The 21,644-nt window shown below is 42.8% G+C and carries 18 protein-coding genes; 11 read left to right on the top strand and 7 right to left on the bottom strand.

Features of this window, described 5'->3' with window-relative positions; genetic code table 11:
• Window positions 1–40 precede the first annotated feature (40 nt).
• A complete protein-coding gene (locus AC04NP_RS02995) occupies window positions 41–1,165 on the top strand; it encodes a TRAP transporter substrate-binding protein (RefSeq protein ID WP_482857894.1) in 1,125 nt (374 codons plus the stop codon).
• 292 nt (window positions 1,166–1,457) lie between these two features.
• Window positions 1,458–2,003 carry an OmpH/Skp family outer membrane protein gene (locus tag AC04NP_RS02990; RefSeq protein WP_482857893.1) on the top strand — a complete coding sequence of 182 codons (546 nt, stop codon included), beginning with the start codon at window positions 1,458–1,460 and terminating at the stop codon, window positions 2,001–2,003.
• A 60-nt stretch (window positions 2,004–2,063) separates the two neighbouring features.
• Here AC04NP_RS02990 and AC04NP_RS02985 read toward each other — a convergent pair whose 3' ends face one another.
• Window positions 2,064–3,383, bottom strand: coding sequence for a TRAP transporter large permease (locus AC04NP_RS02985; protein WP_482857892.1), 1,320 nt, complete (start codon window positions 3,381–3,383; stop codon window positions 2,064–2,066).
• Between the two features lie 5 nt (window positions 3,384–3,388).
• A complete protein-coding gene (locus tag AC04NP_RS02980; RefSeq protein ID WP_482857891.1) occupies window positions 3,389–3,919 on the bottom strand; it encodes a TRAP transporter small permease subunit in 531 nt (176 codons plus the stop codon).
• Between the two features lie 240 nt (window positions 3,920–4,159).
• Between AC04NP_RS02980 and AC04NP_RS02975 the strand changes: the two genes are divergently transcribed.
• Both AC04NP_RS02975 and rlmN read left to right on the top strand, forming a co-directional pair.
• Entirely contained in the window at window positions 4,160–4,525 is a 366-nt protein-coding gene (locus AC04NP_RS02975) for a DoxX family protein (protein ID WP_482858293.1), read from the top strand.
• Window positions 4,526–4,646: 121 nt separating this feature from the next.
• Entirely contained in the window at window positions 4,647–5,696 is a 1,050-nt protein-coding gene (rlmN, locus tag AC04NP_RS02970) for a dual-specificity RNA methyltransferase RlmN (protein ID WP_482857890.1), read from the top strand.
• Between the two features lie 9 nt (window positions 5,697–5,705).
• Here rlmN and AC04NP_RS02965 read toward each other — a convergent pair whose 3' ends face one another.
• Window positions 5,706–6,311 carry a DUF6992 family protein gene (locus tag AC04NP_RS02965; RefSeq protein ID WP_482857888.1) on the bottom strand — a complete coding sequence of 202 codons (606 nt, stop codon included), beginning with the start codon at window positions 6,309–6,311 and terminating at the stop codon, window positions 5,706–5,708.
• 589 nt (window positions 6,312–6,900) lie between these two features.
• On the opposite strand from AC04NP_RS02965, the gene AC04NP_RS02960 reads away from it, so the two are divergent.
• The 5 genes from AC04NP_RS02960 (at window position 6,901) to ilvC (ending at window position 13,026) form a co-directional block, all read left to right on the top strand.
• Entirely contained in the window at window positions 6,901–7,791 is an 891-nt protein-coding gene (locus tag AC04NP_RS02960; protein WP_482857887.1) for a branched-chain amino acid transaminase, read from the top strand.
• A 134-nt stretch (window positions 7,792–7,925) separates the two neighbouring features.
• Window positions 7,926–9,599 carry a dihydroxy-acid dehydratase gene (gene ilvD / locus AC04NP_RS02955; protein ID WP_482857885.1) on the top strand — a complete coding sequence of 558 codons (1,674 nt, stop codon included), beginning with the start codon at window positions 7,926–7,928 and terminating at the stop codon, window positions 9,597–9,599.
• A gap of 1 nt (window position 9,600) precedes the next feature.
• On the top strand, window positions 9,601–11,334 hold the full coding sequence (ilvB, locus tag AC04NP_RS02950) for a biosynthetic-type acetolactate synthase large subunit (protein ID WP_482857884.1): 1,734 nt from the start codon (window positions 9,601–9,603) through the stop codon (window positions 11,332–11,334).
• 4 nt (window positions 11,335–11,338) lie between these two features.
• Window positions 11,339–11,959: an acetolactate synthase small subunit gene (gene ilvN, locus AC04NP_RS02945; protein WP_482857883.1), complete on the top strand. Its 621-nt coding sequence runs from the start codon at window positions 11,339–11,341 to the stop codon at window positions 11,957–11,959.
• An 8-nt stretch (window positions 11,960–11,967) separates the two neighbouring features.
• Window positions 11,968–13,026 (top strand): ketol-acid reductoisomerase, encoded by a 1,059-nt coding sequence (gene ilvC / locus AC04NP_RS02940; protein ID WP_482857882.1) that lies wholly within the window; start codon window positions 11,968–11,970, stop codon window positions 13,024–13,026.
• A gap of 340 nt (window positions 13,027–13,366) precedes the next feature.
• On the opposite strand, the gene AC04NP_RS02935 is transcribed toward ilvC, so the two are convergent.
• From AC04NP_RS02935 to AC04NP_RS02920, 4 genes are read right to left on the bottom strand one after another with little or no spacing between them, the layout of a single operon-like run.
• Window positions 13,367–14,257: a rhomboid family intramembrane serine protease gene (locus AC04NP_RS02935; protein WP_482857881.1), complete on the bottom strand. Its 891-nt coding sequence runs from the start codon at window positions 14,255–14,257 to the stop codon at window positions 13,367–13,369.
• 19 nt (window positions 14,258–14,276) lie between these two features.
• On the bottom strand, window positions 14,277–15,074 hold the full coding sequence (locus AC04NP_RS02930; RefSeq protein ID WP_482857880.1) for a rhomboid family intramembrane serine protease: 798 nt from the start codon (window positions 15,072–15,074) through the stop codon (window positions 14,277–14,279).
• 11 nt (window positions 15,075–15,085) lie between these two features.
• Window positions 15,086–16,939, bottom strand: coding sequence for a DNA mismatch repair endonuclease MutL (gene mutL, locus AC04NP_RS02925; protein WP_482857879.1), 1,854 nt, complete (start codon window positions 16,937–16,939; stop codon window positions 15,086–15,088).
• A 6-nt stretch (window positions 16,940–16,945) separates the two neighbouring features.
• A complete protein-coding gene (locus tag AC04NP_RS02920) occupies window positions 16,946–17,290 on the bottom strand; it encodes a hypothetical protein (RefSeq protein ID WP_482857877.1) in 345 nt (114 codons plus the stop codon).
• A gap of 174 nt (window positions 17,291–17,464) precedes the next feature.
• Here AC04NP_RS02920 and AC04NP_RS02915 point away from each other — a divergent pair, with 174 nt between their 5' ends.
• Window positions 17,465–20,401, top strand: a complete 2,937-nt coding sequence (locus AC04NP_RS02915; protein ID WP_482857876.1) for a serine hydrolase domain-containing protein — start codon at window positions 17,465–17,467, stop codon at window positions 20,399–20,401.
• Window positions 20,402–20,487: 86 nt separating this feature from the next.
• On the top strand, window positions 20,488–21,636 hold the full coding sequence (bshA, locus tag AC04NP_RS02910) for an N-acetyl-alpha-D-glucosaminyl L-malate synthase BshA (protein ID WP_482857875.1): 1,149 nt from the start codon (window positions 20,488–20,490) through the stop codon (window positions 21,634–21,636).
• Window positions 21,637–21,644: the final 8 nt, after the last annotated feature.

Raw genomic sequence — 21,644 nt, 5'->3', positions numbered from 1 at the left:
TTAAATTCGGAAATTAAAATTATAAAATATATTTTTCTTAATGAAAAAATTCGAAAGGCGCAGGTTTTTAAGGAAGGGTGCCGCAGCCGTGATAGGGACCACAAGCATTGCATCTTCCTGCCAGTCCGAGGACGGCAAGAAACCGATTGTGGCCCCGAACATCAATTTTAACAACACTTATCAGTGGAAAATGGTGACTACGTGGCCTCCTAATTTTCCTGTAATCGGTGAGGGTTGTAATCTTCTGGCAAAATGGATTGAGGAGATGTCTGGCGGAAGATTAAAGATAACCGTGTACGGTGGGGGTGAATTGGTGCCACCTCTGGAAAGCTTTGAGGCCGTAAGCAGTGGTGCCGTAGAAATGGGACACGGAGCCGCCTATTACTGGTCGGGCAAAGCCCCTGCGGCACAATTCTTCGCTGCGGTACCCTTCGGTATGAATTACCAGCAAATGAATTCTTGGATCATTGCAGGAGGGGGTGATAAATTATGGGAGGCCTTGTATGATCCATTCAATCTTACTCCCATGATCTGCGGCAATACCGGGGTGCAAATGGGGGGATGGTTTAATAAGGAAATCAACAACATAACCGATCTGCGTGGTTTAAAAATGCGCATACCGGGGCTGGGGGGGAAAGTATTGAACAAAGCCGGAGGAACTGCCATTACTGTAGCAGGAGGGGAAATATATACTAATCTGGAAAGGGGAGTAATCGACGCCACGGAATGGATAGGGCCTTTTCATGACTACCTGATGGGTTTTTACCGGGTTGCCAAATATTATTATTACCCCGGCTGGCACGAACCCGGTCCCGTGCTGGAGCTTATTGTCAATAAAGAAAAGTTTGCTTCCCTGCCTCCGGATTTACAAGCCATTATCAGGTCCGCTGCTATGCGCTCAAACGTCTGGATGGTCGCAGCATTCGATGCCAAAAACAATACTTATTTGCAAAAATTGATTAACGAAGAAAACGTTCAGTTACGGGCTTTCCCAGCCGAGGTACTACAGGCTTTGCGTAAATTCACTGAAGAGACTGTCACGGAATTGATCGAGGAAGACCCGGAGAGTAAAAAGGTGTATGAGCATTACCATCACTTCCGGCAGGGAATTAATAGTTGGTCAAAAATCAGCGAGAGTACTTTTTATGAGAAGGTTTTGACGTAGGTGGAAAGTCGGGGGTGTTCGGGTTACCTCCTGGTTACGGGTTGCAGGATGCGGGGCGGGTTGCCGGGTTTGAAAATATGGCACAAGCGTCTCGTGGCTGTAGCACCACGTTTTCGACAAAATTCTTTTTTGACAAAAAAATTATTTATAAGATAATGAATATCAATTATTTACATTAGTTTTCATTCAAGCATAAACTTTTTTTATTTCTACAAGCAACCTCTTTTTCAAATTAGGCATTTTAATTGTTATAGATAGTCTGGAGTTCATTTACAATAAAATCAAAGAGATTATGAAAACTAAGATGATTTATGCTTTCATAGCCATCATTTTGTTTATGGGTGTCAGTAGCAAGGCGCAAAACGCACCCTTAAAAATTGGCTATACCAGCACCGAATATATCTTGAGCTTATTACCCGCTGCTAAAGCGATTCAAAAAGAACTGTCTGATTATAACGAGCAGTTGAATTCACAATTTAAGGCAAAGGAGCAGACTTTTCAAGAGAAACTCGCCGACTATCAGAAAGCCGCGAGTACAATGACTGAACTGATAAGAAAAGATAAAGAGCGGGAGCTGCAAAACCTCGAGGCCTCCTTGAGGCAATTTCAGCAGGATGCGCAAACATCATTTGCAGATAAGCAGAAAAAACTTTTGGAACCGGTATTGGAAGAAATCCGGGTAGCCATACATAATGTAGCCGAAGAAAATAACTTCACACACATACTTAATTCAAGCACCGGTGGATTAGACGTCCTGCTTTTCGCAAAAGAGGAGTACGACGTTTCAAATCTGGTACTCGCCAAACTAGGTGTAGAACCACCATCCACCAACAATTAGTATTTAAATATTTTCATAATACCTCTAAACCTGCCCCGGCAGGTTTTTTCATTTTTATTGTTAGTCTTCTATCACCTCCGGCAACCAGCTTACCACCTCCGGAAAAAAGATGATCAAACTCAGAAACACCAACTGGATAATAATAAACGGTACAATACCACGATATAAATGCCTCGTTTCCACCCCCGGTGGTGCCACCCCTTTCAGATAAAAAAGGGAAAAGCCAAAAGGTGGCGTTAAAAATGAGGTTTGCAGGTTAACAGCGAGCAAAATACCTACCCATACCAGATCCACGCCAAGCAGGGTAAATATAGGGGCAACTACAGGAACGATGATAAAAATTATTTCAATAAAATCAATGAAAAATCCGGCTACAAAGACGGCTGCCATGACCATAAAGATAAATGCGTTGGTACTTAAATCTGCCTGGGTAATGATTTCGACCAGAAAACGGTCACCTTCCAACCCCCTGAACACCAAAGAGAAGGCAGTAGCCCCAATGAAAATACTAAACACCATGGATGTCAAATGCGTGGTTTCACGCATGACTTCTTTCAGGTTTTTATAGTTAAACTTACCCTGGATGACTGTCAAAACCGTGGCACCCATCGCTCCTACTGCCGCCGCCTCAGTAGGTGAAGCGATCCCTGCAAAGATTGACCCCAATACCGCCAGTATAAGCACGAAAGGCAACACAAAGGCATTGATTACCTTTTTAGCCATCCCCTTGGCTCTGAATTTCATGATCTCTTCATGTGGAAGTGGTGGGGCGCTTTCCGGGGTAATAGTAGCTTTGAGGATAATATATAAAAGATAGAGGGCAACCAGGATTATACCAGGTATCAAAGCAGCCGTAAATAGTTCCCCCACCGATACATTAAGAACACTTCCCAGTAACACCAATACCACAGACGGAGGGATAATCTGTCCCAATGTACCCGAAGATGCAATAGTGCCCGTGGCTAACTCCACACTATATCCCCTCTTTAACATGGTCGGCAAACTAATCAGGCCCATAGTAATAACAGTGGCGCCAACAATTCCGGTAGAGGCGGCCAGCATGGCACCAACAATAACAACCGAGATCGCCAGTCCTCCTTTAAGGCGGCCAAACAATAAAGACATGGTATCGAGCAAATTCTCCGCCAATCCAGATTTTTCAAGCATGATGCCCATATATATGAAAAGGGGTACGGCAATCAGCACAAAATTGGACATCGTACCGTAGATTCTCAGGGATAGTAAATAAAAAAAATCCGGGCCGAAGACAATTAAGCCAAATAGTACCGAAATACCTCCCAGAGTAAATGCAACGGGGAAACCGAACAAAATCAGTATAAAAATCAGTGCAAACAATATGATTGCCAATGCCTCTGCCAAAAGCTTTAGTGTTTAGTAGCGTTTGCCGGTGCAAAAATAGTAATGATGGACTTAAAAATCAGAGAGATACTTTGCATCAATAACAAAATGAATCCGATGGTGATGGCTGATTTGATAATAAATCTGGCCGGCAAGCCACCCGGGTCAGGCGAAGACTCATGAAAACGATATGAATTCTCTACAAATTTGAAAGAAGCGTCGATGACTACAAGGCAAAATGGTAATAAAAAAAGTAAAGTGCCAGTCAGATTTACCCAGGCTTTTTGTTTTTCCGTAAATCTGCTATAAAAAACATCCACCCTGACGTGTTTGTCATGTTTTAGCGTGTATGCTCCCCCCAGTAAAAAAATCACGGCAAATATATGCCATTCCAACTCAAATACGCCGGCACTACTTGCGTTAAAAAAATAACGCATCACCACATCCCCGCAAATTATCAAAACCAGCACACTGGTAAGCCACGAGATTTTACGACCGACCCACTCATTAATCTGGTCGATGATTTTAGCAGTCCGGTTTAAAAATTCAAATATCAAATTCTGTATTTAATTTCATTTTGGTGGCGAAAAGATAGCCAATTGCTTTCATATAAGCAATTTCGTCACAGTCATAATATGACTTGGAGTCATACTATGACTAGTCGCATTAATCAAATTGTTGCAACCCTAGCCACTTATTGTATTTTGCAATAGCCATGCCATCAAAAAGCCGCTCAGTCCTTATTCTGTGAAAAATCAGTCACATCTAAATAAACATTTTCATGCTATGATTCAGTCATCCAAAAGAGCACAAGGCTCACCATTGTTTTTGTCTTTCTATGGCATGGTTTTCCTAAAGCCATTTACATGCAAACCGCCATGGAAAAATTCGTAAGCATGGGATTCCCAGGTTTTCCGGTGCCTGTAACCGGGTGGGTTGAAGTCATGGCAAATATGGCCATTCTGGCTGGTTTTCAGAACAAATGGGCGAACCTTTTACTCGCCGCTGTCATCATTGTCGCCAGCGTGGGGGTACTGGCGCCAAAAGGCGTGGTAGCAGGACTGGAACTTGACATATTGTTACTGGCCGCAAGTCTTGTTTCAGCCTTTGTTGCCCTGGGGTTATACGCCTTCGACAACCGGGTCACCATAGCGATTGAGTAAGTAACAGCATGAACCATTTGCCAGAGCGCCTATCACAGATAGGAACCGGCTTTGTCGACTCGGATCCGGCTTTATTGATGAACTGCTCTTAAAAATCTTGCGTTATTGTTAACTTTGTAACATGAATGCGATCAAGGTCAAAGAGGACATTAGAAAAATTGAGCGTAAGAGGCTGACAGAATTTCTTGTCGATCAAGGCGAAAAACCTTTTCGAAGCAAGCAAATCAATGAATGGCTATGGAAAAAGTCTGCGCAGACTTTTGATGAAATGTCCAATCTTTCGTTGAAGACCCGGCAGTTGTTAAAGGACCACTTCGCCATAAATGGAATTACCGTTAACCAGGTGCAGGTCAGCGATGATCAGACCATCAAATCCACTTTCAAACTTTATGATGACCACATCATCGAAGGCGTATTAATCCCTGCCGATAGCCGGATGACTGCCTGTGTTTCCTCTCAGGTGGGCTGCTCATTGAGTTGTAAATTTTGTGCTACCGGATACATGGATCGTAAAAGAAATCTCGATGCCGCTGAAATTTATGATCAGGTAGTCCATATCAAAAACCAGGCAGAAACTCATTATCAGGTGCCACTTACCAACATCGTTTATATGGGCATGGGAGAACCATTGCTCAACTACCAGAATGTCATCCAATCTATCGACTATATTACTTCTGAGAATGGTCTGGGCATGTCGCCTAAAAGAATTACGGTCTCCACCGCAGGAATTGCCAAAATGATCAAAAAATTAGGAGACGACAAGGTAAAATTTAACCTGGCATTATCCTTACATGCGGCCAATGATGCCAAAAGAAACCAGATTATGCCGATCAATGCAAGCAATTCCCTGAAGTCGCTCAAAGAGGCCTTGCAGTCATATTTCTATCAAACCCGGAACCATATCACATTCGAATACATCGTATTTAACAATTTTAATGACAGCCTGCAGGACGCAAAGGAACTTTTGCAGTTCACCAAATATGTACCCGGCAAAGTAAATATCATCGAGTATAACCCTATTTCAGAAGCGGATTTTACAAATACGGCACAGGATAAACTGGCCATCTTTGCCAACTTTTTGCAGGACAAGGGAGTGAATGTGAATATAAGAAGAAGTCGCGGGAAAGATATCGATGCTGCCTGTGGTCAATTGGCGAATAAAAATAAGTGACTTCAGCCTTTATAACCACAGGCGAATACCGACCTGATTCCACCCTATTTCCAGGTTTTTCAAAAGGGCTGGCAAATTGTTGTCCCCGTGCAATTTATGCATGAAAAAGAGCGTAAGATCGAAAGCCAGTAAAAAACTTCCCTGCAAAATCAGGGAACGCCCAAAACCTTTAAATCTTTCGTATTTCGTCCGATTGGCACCACCTGAAAATCTTTCAGAGCGTTCCTTCAAATAAAATCCACCAACTATGTAGGCAACATCCAGGCCGGCATTAAACAATAGAAACTGCTGGATAAACTTTTGCTCATTGAAAGTATCGTACAAGCCAAATCCCGCCGGATCCTGCAAAGAACTAAAATAACCAAAACCCGCAATGGCCATATTTACAGCGCCCCATGTGGCATTCATAATATGAAAATTTTTGTCAACACCTTCGGTATGAAAAAGCCGGCTACCACCAACTGCCAGATTCAATAGTGCCCAGCCTGCAAGTACCGTCATGCCCCTTTGGTTAATTAACAGTCTTTTTTGATTAAAATCTGTCAGCTTTTCCTGCTGTGCATAGGAATGGGAAGATATAAAAAGTATAAAACCCAGTATGACCTTTTTCTTCATAGCAATGATGAATTCCCGGAATTGTAAATTATCCGACTTATTTTCATATTTAATAAAAATATATCTGCCCGATCGGTATATTTTAATTTTTGCAAAAAAATTCCCTGAATTGAGATTTATTTTATAAAAATCATAATAGATTGGGCTCAAAAGGAAAATATTAATATTGTTCTTAAAAAACGGATTCCAGCATTAATAATATTTTACAAACCAATGAGCCAATAAAATAAAAGTTTGTTTTGCTTTAATTTTTAATAATAATATATTTGCTATTAGATTCTTAATTATTAAACATATGGTTAGCGAATATGTTCTTTCCGGTTCCCTTATCGATGTCCTCGTCCGGACATAGGGAAAGAGAATGGCATATTCAAAAGTGAAAAAATCAAAGCGCCGTTCTCTCATGAAGCTGGCGCTTTTTTTATCATGATTTAAATGTTGAATAATAATAGTTATATCGTCCTGGTCATTACCGTCGTCAACCTTGTGAAACGAGGGGATAGATAGGATTGATTTTAAAAAAAAATTTAAGCCTTTCTTATCCAAAAGAAAGGCTTTTTTTTAATAGGCTCATGTAAATAAAAGTATCATGTACTACAACGATAACACGGTCATTTATCTTAATGGGGAGTGGATAAAAGCAAGAGATGCCAAAGCCGACTTATTCAGTCAGACATTGCATTACGGTTATGGGGTTTTTGAAGGGTTGAGATCTTATGCAACCCCTGATGGCCCTCATATATTCAAAGCCCGGAGACATTTTAAAAGGTTGCTGGAATCATCCAAAAAATTGCGGTTAAATATACCTTATACAGTAGCTGAGCTGGTAGAATTGAGTTATCAGTTGCTTAGAAAAAACAACCTGAACGACACGTACATAAGGCCCCTGGTCTATGGCGGACAAAATATGGCCCTTCATCCATCCAAGCAGGTAAACTTTATGATGGCGGCATGGGAGTGGGAAAAATACCATCGTACCGAACATCTGGATGTGGAAATTTCCGATTACAGAAGACCCAGTCCATTATCTTGCCACATAGATGCAAAACTGGTTGGTCAATACACCAGTGCTATCCTGGCAAGTGCGGCGGCCAGGGCCAAAGGTTTTGATGAAGCGTTGTTGCTTGATGCAGATGGTTACATCGCTCAGGGACCTGGCGCTAATTTCTTTTATGAAAAGGATGAAGTACTTTATACACCGCCGGAAGGCAATATTTTGCCAGGCATTACCAGGGCCATAATTATGGATTACGCCCGGGAGCTGGGATACAAAGTAGAAGAAAAACTTTCCAAACCCTCTGAGCTACACAAGGCCGACGCGGCCTTTTTTACAGGCACTGCCACGGAAGTAGCCGGTATCAGATCAATCGATGGCAAAAGGTTTAAGGTGGAATGGGAAGACTCTATTGGGTACAGCCTGTTTTTGATGTACAGGCAGCGCGTCGTAAATAAGGAAATTCAAGACTTTACGTTGGTGTGATTTAATTGACAATTGATAATTGACAATGAACAATTGGTGGTGGGGATGGAGTTTGAGGGTGCGGGATGGGGAGTCGAGGGCAAATGATTTTTTGAAATTGATTTAAGGAAAAAACGGATAGAACTAATTTTTTGATGGAAACAAACAAGTACAGTAAGATTGTTACGCAAGATGAAACTCAACCGGCTGCCCAGGCCATGTTGCTGGCTACCGGTTTAACTACCGAAGATTTGCAGAAACCTCAGGTAGGCATTGTCAGCACAGGTTATGAAGGTAATCCGTGTAACATGCATCTTAATCAATTGGCCAAATTTGTGAAGGAAGGGGTATTGAGTGTCGATCTGGTTGGCCTCACGTTTAATACAATTGGCGTCAGTGATGGTATTTCGATGGGAACACCCGGTATGCGCTATTCCCTTCCCTCCAGGGATATTATCGCTGACTCTATCGAAACCGTGGTAAATGCGCAATCTTACGATAGCGTTATTGCCGTGGTTGGCTGTGACAAAAACATGCCGGGCGCTATGATAGCCTTCGGGCGTTTAAACAGACCGGCTATTTTGGTTTACGGCGGTACCATTGCCTCAGGTTTTTACAAAGATAAAAAACTGGATATCGTATCGGCATTTGAAGCGCTCGGAGAAAAAATTGCAGGAAGGCTGGAGGAAAAGGATTTTCAGGGAGTAATTCAACATGCCTGTCCGGGAGCAGGTGCCTGTGGAGGGATGTATACGGCCAACACGATGTCCACAGCCATCGAAGCGATGGGAATGAGTCTTCCGTTTTCAGCTTCAAACCCAGCCGCTGGAAGTGAAAAGCCGGATGAATGCAGGGCGGCAGGCAAGGCCATGAGGTACTTAATTGAGCACGATATTAAACCCCGGGATATTGTTACAAAAAAATCCATTGAAAATGCGCTGACCATGGTTATGGTATTGGGAGGATCTACCAACGCTGTATTACACATGCTGGCTATTGCCAGGGCTTTTGAAATTGATCTGACCATCGATGATATTCAAAAAGCCAGTGACAAGACTCCTTACCTTGGCGACCTGAAGCCTAGCGGAAAATATCTGATGGAAGATGTGCATGCGATCGGTGGCATACCGGCGGTCATGAAGTTTTTACTCAACCATGGTTACCTGCATGGGGATTGCCTCACGGTAACAGGCAAAACATTAGCCGAAAACGTAGCCGATGCTCCGGATTTAAAAGCAGGTCAAAAGGTCATAATGCCATTTGAAACGCCTATCAAACCCAGCGGCCATCTGCAAATTCTGTATGGAAATCTGGCCGAAAAAGGATCCGTAGCCAAAATAACCGGTAAGGAAGGGGAAAAATTCACAGGTTCAGCCAGGGTTTTTGACAGCGAATATAAAGCCAACGACGCGATAAGAGATGGCAAGGTCCAAAAAGGTGACGTTGTAGTGATCCGGTATGAAGGGCCCCGGGGTGGTCCCGGTATGCCCGAAATGCTTAAACCTACCTCCCTGATCATGGGCGCCGGACTGGGCAATGACGTGGCACTGATCACTGACGGAAGGTTTTCCGGGGGCACACGTGGTTTTGTGGTGGGTCACATTACACCGGAAGCACAGCAAGGTGGCTTAATAGCCTTTATAAAAGATGGCGATCAAATTACCATCGATGCGGTCAACAACGTTATTGAAGCGCATTTAAGTCCGGAAGAAATCCAAAAAAGGAAAAATGAATGGCAACAGCCACCATTGAAATTCAACAGAGGAACATTATTTAAATATACAAAATCAGTATCACAAGCATCGGAAGGATGCATAACTGACCAATAATATGGAGACATTATTAGCAAAAGATATCGAAAAGAGCGTTAAGCATGGCCAGAAAATATCTGGGGCCGAGGCGGTAATATTATCACTACTCTGCGAAGGTGTGGAAACGGTTTTTGGTTATCCCGGTGGTGCTATTATGCCAATCTATGACGCACTTTTTCAGTACCAGGAGGAACTACAGCACATACTGGTAAGACATGAACAGGGTGCTATACATGCCGCACAGGGTTTTGCCCGGGTTTCGGGCAAGGTGGGCGTATGCATGGCAACTTCAGGCCCCGGTGCTACCAATCTGATCACCGGTATTGCCGATGCCAAAATTGACTCCACCCCGCTGGTCTGTATCACAGGGCAGGTAGCTTCGCATTTGCTGGGTACAGATGCTTTTCAGGAAACAGATGTGATTGGCATCTCCATGCCCGTCACCAAGTGGAATTACCAGGTAACATGTGTGGAAGAAATCGCTGAGGTAATTGCCAAAGCGTTTTACATTGCGCATTCAGGCAGGCCGGGACCAGTATTAATTGACATCACCAAAGATGCTCAGTTTGCCGAAGCTGAATTTAAATACAAAAAGTGCGAAAACATCCGCAGTTATCACCCCGTTCCTAAAATCAACCATGACCACATTAAGCAGGCAATTGATCTCATTCATCAGGCCGAAAGGCCCTACATGCTGATTGGCCAGGGAATAACCTTAAGCGGTGCTGAAAAAGAAGTAAAAGCATTCGTAGAAAAATCCGGGATTCCGGTAGCTTCCACATTGTTGGGTTTGTCCGCCTTTCCACCTGATCATGACTTGTATGTCGGTTATCTGGGAATGCATGGTAATTATGGACCAAACGTATTAACCAACAAGTGTGATTTGCTAATCGCTGCCGGCATGCGTTTTGACGATCGTGTAACCGGCAATCTCCAAACGTATGCCAGGCAGGCCAAAGTATTGCATATTGAAATCGATCCGGCAGAAATCGATAAAAACGTTAAAACCGACGTAGCCATCAACGCGGATGCCAAGGAGGCCCTGGCCTTGCTGACTGAAAAAGTCAACAAGAGATCTTTTCCCGACTGGCTGGCAGAATTCCGGAAATGCAATAAGCTTGAAACCGAGAAGGTGATTAACCGCCATATTTATCCCGATCAGGGCGAATTAAAAATGGGAGAGGTAATCCACTTGATTTCGGAAAAAACAAAGGGTGAAGCCATTGTTGTCACAGATGTGGGGCAACACCAGATGGCCACTTCAAGGTACTATAAATTCCGGTCTAACAAAAGTAATGTTACCTCCGGGGGACTGGGTACCATGGGATTTGCCCTGCCGGCAGCCTTTGGCGCTAAAATTGGCGCCCCTGAACGGGAAGTAATCGCTATCATCGGCGATGGCGGATTCCAAATGACATTGCAGGAACTGGGATCGATTTTTCAATACAAGGTACCGGTAAAAATTGTTGTATTGAACAACAATTTCCTGGGTATGGTACGGCAGTGGCAGCAGTTGTTTTTCGAAAAAAGGTATTCTTCGACAGAAATGGTCAACCCAAACTTTACCACCATTGTGTCAGGGTATGATATTCCCGCCAAAAAGGTGGCGAACCGCGAGGAAATCGGTCAGGCTATTGATGACATGCTAGCACATCAGGGGCCATATTTCATGGAAGTTATGGTAGAAAAAGAAGAAAATGTATTTCCTATGGTTCCCTCAGGAGCCTGTGTTACAGAAATTAGATTGGAATAAGGACATGGAAAATAAAAACCCCGATCAGTTAGTTGACAAAAAAACAACCTTAAATGGCACACCTGTGGCTGAAGACCATCAGGAAAAAATATTTATCATCTCGGTATTAACTGAAAACAAAAGTGGTCTTTTAAATGGTGTCACCATTGTGTTTACCAGGAGAAAGGTAAACATAGAATCAATTAATGTATCCATCACCGAAGTAGAGGGTGTAAGCAGGTATACCATTTTGGTAAGATGCACCCGGGAGGTGGTTGAAAAAGTCGTCAAACAGATCCGTAAGCTGGTGGAGGTGCTGGGCGCATTTGTATATGAACAGGAAGAAATTCATTACCAGGAACTGGCATTGTACAAAGTGCAAACCAAACACATTATGAACGGCAACAAAGTCGAGGATCTGGTGAGAAATAACGGGGCAAGGATTTTGGTGATCGAAGAAAATTACATTGTGATTGAAAAAACCGGTCATATGCATGAAACCCATGCAATGTTTGAAAAACTTAAACCCTTTGGTGTGCTGGAATTCGTACGGTCAGGGAGGATCGCTATATCAAAATCCAAGAGGGAAACCACTACATTTTTAAAGGAAGTAGAAGAAGCAAGTAAAATTAAAATTAACAAATAACTATTAAAATGGCACAATTAAATTTCGGAGGAGTAATCGAAGAAGTAGTAACAAGGGATGAATTCCCACTGGAAAAAGCTTTGGAAACCTTGAAAGACGAGACTATTGCCATCATTGGGTATGGTGTACAAGGCCCAGGGCAGTCATTAAACCTGAAAGACAATGGGTTTAATGTCATTGTAGGCCAAAGGCAGCCTTCAAAATCATGGGATAGGGCCGTGGAGGATGGCTGGATTCCCGGTGTGGACCTGTTTTCTATTGAGGAGGCCTGCGAAAAGGCAACAATCATCCAGTTTTTATTGTCCGACGCCGGGCAGATCTCAGCGTGGCCAACCATCAAAAAATATTTGACAGAAGGCAAGGCACTGTACTTCTCTCATGGCTTTGGCATAACATTCAACGATCAAACAGGTATTGTCCCACCCGACAATGTAGACGTCATATTGGTAGCCCCGAAAGGCTCAGGTACCAGTTTAAGAAGGAAATTTCTGGCCGGACAAGGGCTTAATTCAAGCTATGCCATTTACCAGGATTATACCGGAAAGGCCAAGGAAAGAGTAATTGCCCTCGGCATCGGTGTGGGCTCGGGTTATTTGTTTAAAACTGATTTTAAGAAGGAGGTTTACAGCGATTTGACCGGGGAAAGAGGCACTTTGATGGGCGCTTTGGCCGGCATATTGGAAGCTCAGTATGCCTTGTTAAGAAAAAAAGGACATTCACCCAGCGAAGCATTTAATGAAACTGTAGAAGAATTAACGGAAAGTTTGATCCTGCTGGTAGGAGAAAATGGTATGGATTGGATGTATGCCAACTGTTCTACGACGGCCCAAAGAGGTGCATTGGACTGGCGCCATAAATTCCGCGAAGCCGTCGTACCTGTGTTTGAGGAGTTATATGAAAGCGTGGCATCAGGTGAGGAGGCTAAAAGGTCAATTGCTACCAACAGTCAGCCCGATTACAGAGAAAAGCTGGAAGAAGAACTGAAGGGAATCCGGGATGCTGAAATGTGGCAGGCAGGGGCACAGGTAAGAAAGCTAAGACCTCAGTACGAAGGTCAGAAAGTGTAACTGAAAAGTTGACAAAGTACGCTTCAGCATGAAATCAAATGCAGCCGCTGCACAACTTCTTTGATCACCTGATACAAGAAGTTCCAGCGGTTGTCCCCCACCCCTTAAACGAGTAAGTTGTCTCTGTCAAGTTAGCCGTATCACCCCCCCTGAAGGCATAGCCATCGGTTTAAAAAAAACGTCCCATGGCGCTAGCAGATATGGCTATTGCACAACGTCTTCGACAAAATTCTTTGTGTCTCTTCGTGCCTCCGTGGTGAGTGAGCCATGGTTAACCACGGAGGCACCAAGACACAAAGAGACACACTCACACCCCTCACACCCAAACCCACACTCAAACTCAATTTTCTCCGGCATTGAAAAGTTTCTGTTTTTCCTCTTTGGTCAGGCTTTCATAACCCGAGGCGTTGATTTTATCAAGAATAGCGTCAATTTCATCCTGCGTAGCTGAGCTTTGTCCCTTGCTAACCGGCTTTTTGGAGGCCTTTTTGGCGTTTTGCCTTTTGTAAGAGACTTTGATGTTCGGCTGTTTTACAAAAAAGCTTTTTAGAAAAGTACCCAATGAATTGAGCCAGCCTCCCAGGTCCCTTCCTTTCTGCATTTGGACGATATAAATGTACCCAAAAAAAGCGCCAGCCAGATGAGCCACCTCAGCCGCAAACGTATGGCCTTTTAAACCGATCAAAGCAAGGAATACCTGAACCGCTACAATATATTTGATTTTGACCGGCCCGATAAAAAAGAGGTGAAATGAATAGTCCGGTAATAAAGCAGCCGCTGCGGTAGACACGGCAAATACCGCTGCTGAAGCGCCCAGGGCATACCCCCCGCTTAATTCGGCAAACCTGGGTATAAGATTAAAAAGAATTAAGACTGAGGCACTTCCTGCCAATCCACCCAAAACGTAAATGTTAATAAGCTTGGTATTGCCCAGATATTCAAAAATGAGCTTTCCAAACCAATAAAGGAATATCATATTCCAAAATATATGACCGAACCCCTCATGTGCATAAAATGAGGTCACGATGGTCCATGGCTTCAGAATTACCTGTTCAAATTTTGTCGGTAAAATAATGTTGTATAATACAAAGTTACCCACGGACTCACCTCCGAAAAGCTGGGTAAGATTAATTAAAACAAACACAAAAACGTTTATTATAATAATCCTTTGCAAACCATTGTTAGGCCTGTTCCACGCATATCGGAAATCGTCTGCAATACTTTTAAACATTTTTTGATTCTCCTCTCACTTAATAAAATTTCGTTCTGTCTCTATTCCAGATTTTAATAATGATGATACCCACCAACATTCCACCGAGATGGGCAAAATGAGCGACATTATCTCCCGGTGTCTTGTGCAAGGCGCCAAAGATCGCCAGAGACCCTAAAATTAATGCCATATATTTGATTTTAATAGGGATAGGAGGAATAAGTAGCATTACCTGTGTATTTGGAAACAACAAGCCTGCCGCCATCAGTAAACCAAATATCGCCCCTGACGCTCCCAACATGCCACCATCCCTGATCAAGGCAGTTAAATCCCTTACTTGTGAAACGGTAATTTGTTTTAGTTGTTCGGAATCAGGTTTATCATCAAAATTCTCAGCCAGGCTTACCAATCCGGTGCTGGCGCGGAATTCCGGGAAATGATCCCTTAAAAAGCTGTAAAAACCTTCAGGGGTAGGTTGCTCGATGTATTGTTCGGCATCCCTTGAAGTACCGTTGAATTCCATCCAGTTAACGGCAGCATATAGAATACCCGCACCAATCCCGGTAATCAGATAATATTGTAAAAACCTGCTCGCTCCCCAAAAATTCTCCAGCATAGGACCAAAAACAATCAATCCTATCATGTTAAAAAGCAAATGAGAAAAATTTGCATGCAAAAACATATAAGTAAATAGCTGGTAAGGTTCAAATTTTGGTGAATGGAATCCGTAGAATGAAAACATATCACTCACATCAATTTTTAATAGCCAACTTAGCAAATGTACCCCCACATTAATTATCAACAGATTCTTCACCATCGGGGTGATCCTTCCAAACATATATTTATATTTTATTTTTTAAAAAAGTTAGCAATTTTATCCAAACTAACCATAGAAAATGTCAATTGACCGGCAGGGGAGTAATTTGGATTTTCGCAGGCAAATAACTGGTCAATCAGGGCAGTCATTTCATCCGACCCCAGTTTTTGTCCTGATTTAATACACGAGCGCCGTGCAATGGATCTCGCCATGTTTTCTACGGTTCCTATTGATAAGTCATTCTTATTCTTCTTAAACTGTTCAATAAAACCTTCAAACAATGCCTTTTCATTTCCTGTGCTTACCTCTGCCGGACCGCCGTTAATCACAATGCTGTTTTTCCCAAAAACATTAAAATCAAATCCCAGTGACTTAATTTCCTGCTCAAGTTCCATCACAAGTATGAAGTCCGCAGGGCTCAATTCAATACTTTGCGGAAAGAGATATTGTTGGGAAGCACCGGACTTTTTTTTGAGGGCATCGAGGTATTTTTCATACAAAATCCGTTCATGGGCCGTCTCCTGGTCGATAAGAATAATACCTGACTTCACCTGGGTTAAAATATAGCGCTCGTGGATCTGCATTATACCCTGTCTGGCTTCCCGGCGTGGGATTTGGTTTTCAGGATCAACAGACAAGTCCATCTGATTGGCAGCGCTTTCAAACGTAAGTGTAACCTCCCCGGATGAAGTTTCATTTTCTTCCTTTTTCTGTTCTCCTGTTTCATTGGGTTCAGGGTATAGATTTTCCCAATGTTTCAGGTTCCGGCTTTCCTTCGAGGCCTCCTGGTATTGCCTGTAATTATAGTCTGCGCCCAAAACGTTGTTAAAATTCAGCTTTGCAGCCTTTTCATTTTGAAAATTGACATCCTTTCCAAAATCCAGGGCTGGCGTGATGTTATGGGTTCCCAAGGCTTGCCTGATCACCGAACGGATGATGGCATACATGGTTCTTTCGTCATCAAACTTAATTTCGGTTTTGGTGGGATGAACATTTATATCTATGCGTTTTGGATCGATTTGGATAAACAGTACATAGAATGGGTAAGTATTCTCCTGCAATAACCCTTCAAAGGCAGTGTTAACCGCATGATTCAAATAATTGCTCTTGATATACCGGTTATTAACGAAAAAAAACTGTTCTCCCCTGGTCTTCTTGGCGAATTCCGGCTTTCCGATATAGCCAGTGATTTTCACATCCATCGTTTCTTCCTGGCAGGCAACCAGTTGTTGCCGGTAGTTCTTACCAAACAAGTTGACGATGCGCTGACTCAATTTCCCTGCCGGCAGGTGGTAAACTTCCAGATCGTTTTGAATCATTTGAAAAGACTTATCGGTATTTGCCAGTGATATTCTGACAAATTCATCGACAATATGTCTTAGTTCCACCGGGTTTGATTTTAGAAAGTTTCTTCTGGCCGGAACATTGAAAAACAAGTTTTTCACACTTACCGAAGTACCAACCGGGTGGGAAACGGGTTCCTGCTTTTTGAGGGTGGAACCGTCAATTTGCAACATTACACCCAATTCATCACCTTCAACCCTGGTTTTTAGCTCTACCTGAGCCACCGCGGCAATAGAAGCCATGGCCTCACCCCTGAATCCCAGGGTTTTAATGGCAAACAAATCTTCTGACTTCCTTATTTTGGAGGTGGCATGTCTTTCAAAACACATCCTGGCATCGTTTTCAGACATGCCAATCCCATTATCGATCACCTGAATAACCGATTTACCGGCATCTTTAATAATTACTTTTATATCGCTGCTTCCCGCATCGATGGCGTTTTCAAGCAATTCCTTGACCACTGAAGCCGGGCGCTGCACCACCTCCCCGGCTGCGATCTGATTCGCTATGGAATCCGGAAGCAGTTGAATGATGTCTGACATAAATTGTTACCTTCGTTTCGTACCTCCTTTCAATCTGAAATATACGTAAACGGGAATTAAAAGAAAGAAAATATATAAAAAGTCTTTGCCAAAATATATGTACCCTCCCAAAGAGCCAATAATCACTAAAAATATAATTAATCTTAAAAATCCGGTATTAGACTCACGCGTAACTTTTCTTTCAAAAGAACCGCTGATATGTGATCGATAATTTCCTAATTTTGAATTATATAGTTCATTTTTGATCTTTTGCGTGCGCATTTCGATATCCTCTTTGACCGGATCATAATAGCGGGGTGTGATGTGAAATCTTTTGTATTTGGGAACGCGGATAAATTGAGGAAATTTCATCAGTTTTAACGTTTAATTTTGAACAGTCTGATGAAACACTTCATTAATTTTATTCTGGCATATTTTTTGAAATTACCAGTGTAAAATTGAATGGTAGTTTCATATGATGGATCGAATCATTGAGTTACAAAAATAAATTTTATTTTTATCTTATCATAAACTGCTTACGGCCATATGATTAAAAAAGTTTTCATCCTATCGATCCTGGCAGTGGGGATTTCAAGCCATCTAACCGGCCAAAACAATAGGGCCGATAATGAGGAGAATGACCGTGAAAGATGGGTTGACAGTGTCTATAACAGCTTATCCGATAAGCAGAAGGTCGCGCAAATGTTTATGGTTGCCGCTTACTCCAACCTCAACGAAACACATTATCGAAAGCTGGAAGACATGATCGAAACATACAATGTCGGGGGGTTACTTTTTATGCAGGGAGGTCCAGGAAGGCAGATAAACCTCGTTAACCGCTATCAAAAGGCGGCAGAGACACCGCTTTTGATTGGCATGGACCTGGAGTATGGTTTGGGTATGCGCCTGGACAGCACCATCAGTTTTCCTAAACAAATGACACTCGGTGCCATCAAAAATGACCAGTTTATCTACAACCTCGGTGCTGAAATCGCCAGACAGTGTAAACTCATCGGAGCCCATATCAATTTTGCCCCGGTTTTGGATATCAACAGCAACCCTGACAATCCGGTTATAGGCCAGCGTTCTTTTGGTGAAGATAGCAATGAGGTATCAAAAAAGGGCAAAGCTTATATGATGGGTTTGCAGGACCATGGTATTATTGCCAATACCAAGCATTTTCCCGGTCACGGAGACACAGACAAGGATTCGCATTACTCACTACCAGTGATCAATCATAACCTGGACAGACTGCACGATATGGAGCTATCTCCCTTTAAATCTTTAATGGAAGCAGGTCTGAAGAGCACCATGATCGCCCATATGCATATTCCAGCCATTGATTCTACCAAAAATCTTCCTTCCACATTATCCGGGAAACTGGTGACCGGGTTGTTAAAGCAATCCATGCAATTTGATGGATTAATCTTTACCGATGCCTTGAACATGAAAGCGGTAACCAGGTATTTTCCATCCCCTGAAGTGAATCTGATGGCGGTAAAGGCCGGCAATGATATGTTGTTACTGCCTGAGAAAGTGCCCGAAAGCATTTCACTTATCCTTAAACACCTTAAGAAAGGAGACATCAGTTGGGAAAGCATTGAAGAAAGTGTCAAAAAGATCCTCAGCGTCAAATACGAGGCGGATTTGCACCGGTTCGAGCCACTGGATCATCGCTACATCCTCGACCGGTTAAATACACCGAATGCCGATTTGTTGAACCAGAAACTTTATGAAAAGTCTGTAACGATAGCAAAAAATGCCGGAGGCGCCCTTCCGTTGAGAAACCTTGAAACACAGTCATTTGCCTCCCTGAGCATTGGTAATGAAGCCGGCAATTTGTTTCAGAAAACATTAAGTAAATATGTAAATTTCAAGCATCACTATATTTCCAGCCAGGAAAAAAATCTGAATAAATACGACGAATTATTCCATAAGCTAAAAAGATATAAAACCGTGGTAGTAGGGGTGCATGACATCTTCAATTCCCCCGGGAAAAATTATGGTACCAACGAAGTTTATCTAAATTTTCTGAACAGGTTGCAAAAAGCCACCAGGGTAATTGTCGTAGTGTTTGGCAATCCCTACAGTTTGAGGTTTTTCGATGAGATAGACCATGTACTCTGTACCTATGAGGAAAACAAATACACGCTTAAAATTGCCCCTCAGATCATTTTTGGGGCCATTCCTGCCAATGGTCATCTGCCGGTGACAGCCTCAGAAGAAATGAGTATACACCTGGGTGTCGAAACCAAGCCCCTGGGAAGGTTAGGTTACACCCTTCCCGAGGATGTTGGCCTGGATTCGGATGTTCTGAAAAGAATAGATCTTATTGCTGAAGAAGCCATCACCGATCAGGCCACCCCGGGGTGCCAGATTTTAGTTGCGAAAAACGGGGCAGTAGTCTATGAAAGATCATTTGGTTATTTAACCTACGATAAAAAACAAGCCTCCACCAATGAAACCATATATGACCTGGCTTCCCTGACCAAGGTGGTAGCCACCCTGCAAACCATCATGTTTCTCTATGATCAGGGGTTAATTGATTTGAACCAAAAAGCCTCACATTATCTGCATGACCTGAAAGGGAGCAATAAGGAAGACATGATAATCAAGGATATTCTGTTACATCAGGCTGGTCTCCTGACATTCATTCCTTTTTGGATAAAAACCATAGATGAGCAGGGGTTAAAAAATGATATTTACAGCAGGTCCGGGTCGCCACCTTATAAAATGGAGGTTACCCCTGAAATCTACGGGCTCCACACCCTCCAGGATTCATTATGGCACTGGATAAAATCCTCGGATCTGAGGCCCATGAAAAAATATAAGGATAAATTTGACTACAAATACAGCGATTTAGGGTTTTTCATTTTACACCGGTTGGCTGAAAAACTTTTAAACCAGAAAATGGACGAATTTCTGGAGCAGAATTTTTACCAGCCTCTCGGAATGAATTTTTTAAGTTACCTGCCCTTAAAAAAGTTTAATAAAGAATTAATTGCGCCGACGGAATACGACAATTACTTTCGTAACGCACTCATCCACGGCACGGTGCATGACCCGGGTGCAGCCATGATGGGTGGCATTGCCGGCCATGCCGGAGTTTTTGGCAACGCCAACGATATTGCTAAAATTATGCAAATGACATTACAGGATGGTATTTACGGAGGCACACAGTATTTGAGGCCAGGTACAGTTAACCGATTCACCAGGCGGCAGGTTGAAGACAACCGGAGAGGTCTGGGGTGGGATAAACCGGAACCGGATGATGATAACGGCCCCACTTCATTATTCACCTCGCCCAATACCTACGGCCATACAGGCTTCACCGGAACAGCAGCCTGGGTCGACCCTGCCCACGATCTGATATACATATTCTTAAGCAACAGAATTTATCCTACCGCGAATAATTTTAAACTAATCAAAAAAAATATTCGTACAAGAATTCAGGATATCATATATCAGGCTATCGTCAAATAATCCGAAACATGTAAAGCTCACGACGTAGTAATTGATATTTTTATGTTACTTTTAAGCCAGATAGATTACCACTTACCAAATTAAAAATGAAAATAGGAATAGTATGTTACCCTACTTTTGGAGGTAGCGGGGTAGTGGCCACGGAACTAGGCAAAGCACTAGCAAAAAATGGCCATAACATCCATTTTATCACCTATTCCCAGCCCACCAGACTAGATTTTTTTAATGAGAACCTATTTTATCATGAAGTAGACATCCGGACTTACCCATTATTTCAATACCCCCCTTATGAACTGGCACTGGCCAGTAAGATGGTAGAAGTGGTCAAATATGAGCATCTGGACCTGCTCCATGTTCACTATGCTATCCCTCATGCCTCTGCAGCGTATATGGCTAAGCAAATACTTAAAACCGAAGATATTGAAATACCCGTAATCACTACGCTACATGGTACTGATATCACCCTCGTGGGAAAAGACCCTTCCTATGAACCGGTGGTAACTTTTAGCATAAATCAATCCGACGGCGTGACCGCAGTCTCCGAAGATTTAAAAAGAGACACCTATGAGCATTTTCAGGTAACAAAAGAGATCGCTGTAATACCGAATTTTATCGATCTTGACCGATTTAAAAAACAAAAAAAAGAACACTTTAAAAAAGCGATTTGCCCTCACGGAGAAAAGCTGATTGTTCACACTTCCAATTTCAGAAGGGTTAAGAGGGTTGATGACGTCATCAAAATATTTTCCCGGATTCAGAAAGAAATGCCTGCAAAACTGCTGCTGGTGGGAGATGGCCCCGAAAGAACCAACATAGAAAATCTTTGCAGGGAATTGGGCATCTACGAAAACACGAGGTTCCTGGGCAAGCTGGATGCGGTTGAAGAGGTATTGTCTGTAGCCGACCTTTTTATTATGCCATCGGAAAAAGAAAGTTTCGGATTGGCAGCGCTCGAAGCTATGGCATGCCAGGTTCCAATCATCTCTACCAATGCGGGAGGGTTGCCTGAATTAAACATCAATGGTGTAACCGGCTTTTTAAGCGATGCGGGTGACATTGATGAAATGACCAAAAACGCATTGTATATTTTGGACGAGCAAAATCTTGACCGGTTTAAAGCTAACGCCCTGGCCAGGGCCAAGGATTTTGATGTGGATACCATCTTGCCCCACTATGAAGATTATTATGAAAAGATTGTGGGCCAAAACAAACGGATTCTGGAAAAATCGAAATAGTGGCAAAA

Source organism: Agaribacillus sp. DX54 (assembly GCF_056858335.1).
This window is presented reverse-complemented; position numbering and strand designations above follow the sequence as displayed.

Excerpts from the sequence above, each read along its gene's own strand:
- AC04NP_RS02995 (WP_482857894.1), top strand. The coding sequence starts at position 41 with ATGAAAAAATTCGAAAGGCGCAGGTTTTTAAGGAAGGGTGCCGCAGCC.
- AC04NP_RS02990 (WP_482857893.1), top strand. The coding sequence starts at position 1,458 with ATGAAAACTAAGATGATTTATGCTTTCATAGCCATCATTTTGTTTATG.
- rlmN (WP_482857890.1), top strand. The coding sequence starts at position 4,647 with ATGAATGCGATCAAGGTCAAAGAGGACATTAGAAAAATTGAGCGTAAG.
- AC04NP_RS02965 (WP_482857888.1), bottom strand. The coding sequence starts at position 6,311 with ATGAAGAAAAAGGTCATACTGGGTTTTATACTTTTTATATCTTCCCAT.
- AC04NP_RS02960 (WP_482857887.1), top strand. The coding sequence starts at position 6,901 with ATGTACTACAACGATAACACGGTCATTTATCTTAATGGGGAGTGGATA.
- ilvD (WP_482857885.1), top strand. The coding sequence starts at position 7,926 with ATGGAAACAAACAAGTACAGTAAGATTGTTACGCAAGATGAAACTCAA.
- ilvB (WP_482857884.1), top strand. The coding sequence starts at position 9,601 with ATGGAGACATTATTAGCAAAAGATATCGAAAAGAGCGTTAAGCATGGC.
- ilvN (WP_482857883.1), top strand. The coding sequence starts at position 11,339 with ATGGAAAATAAAAACCCCGATCAGTTAGTTGACAAAAAAACAACCTTA.
- ilvC (WP_482857882.1), top strand. The coding sequence starts at position 11,968 with ATGGCACAATTAAATTTCGGAGGAGTAATCGAAGAAGTAGTAACAAGG.
- AC04NP_RS02935 (WP_482857881.1), bottom strand. The coding sequence starts at position 14,257 with ATGTTTAAAAGTATTGCAGACGATTTCCGATATGCGTGGAACAGGCCT.
- AC04NP_RS02930 (WP_482857880.1), bottom strand. The coding sequence starts at position 15,074 with ATGTTTGGAAGGATCACCCCGATGGTGAAGAATCTGTTGATAATTAAT.
- mutL (WP_482857879.1), bottom strand. The coding sequence starts at position 16,939 with ATGTCAGACATCATTCAACTGCTTCCGGATTCCATAGCGAATCAGATC.
- AC04NP_RS02920 (WP_482857877.1), bottom strand. The coding sequence starts at position 17,290 with ATGAAATTTCCTCAATTTATCCGCGTTCCCAAATACAAAAGATTTCAC.
- AC04NP_RS02915 (WP_482857876.1), top strand. The coding sequence starts at position 17,465 with ATGATTAAAAAAGTTTTCATCCTATCGATCCTGGCAGTGGGGATTTCA.
- bshA (WP_482857875.1), top strand. The coding sequence starts at position 20,488 with ATGAAAATAGGAATAGTATGTTACCCTACTTTTGGAGGTAGCGGGGTA.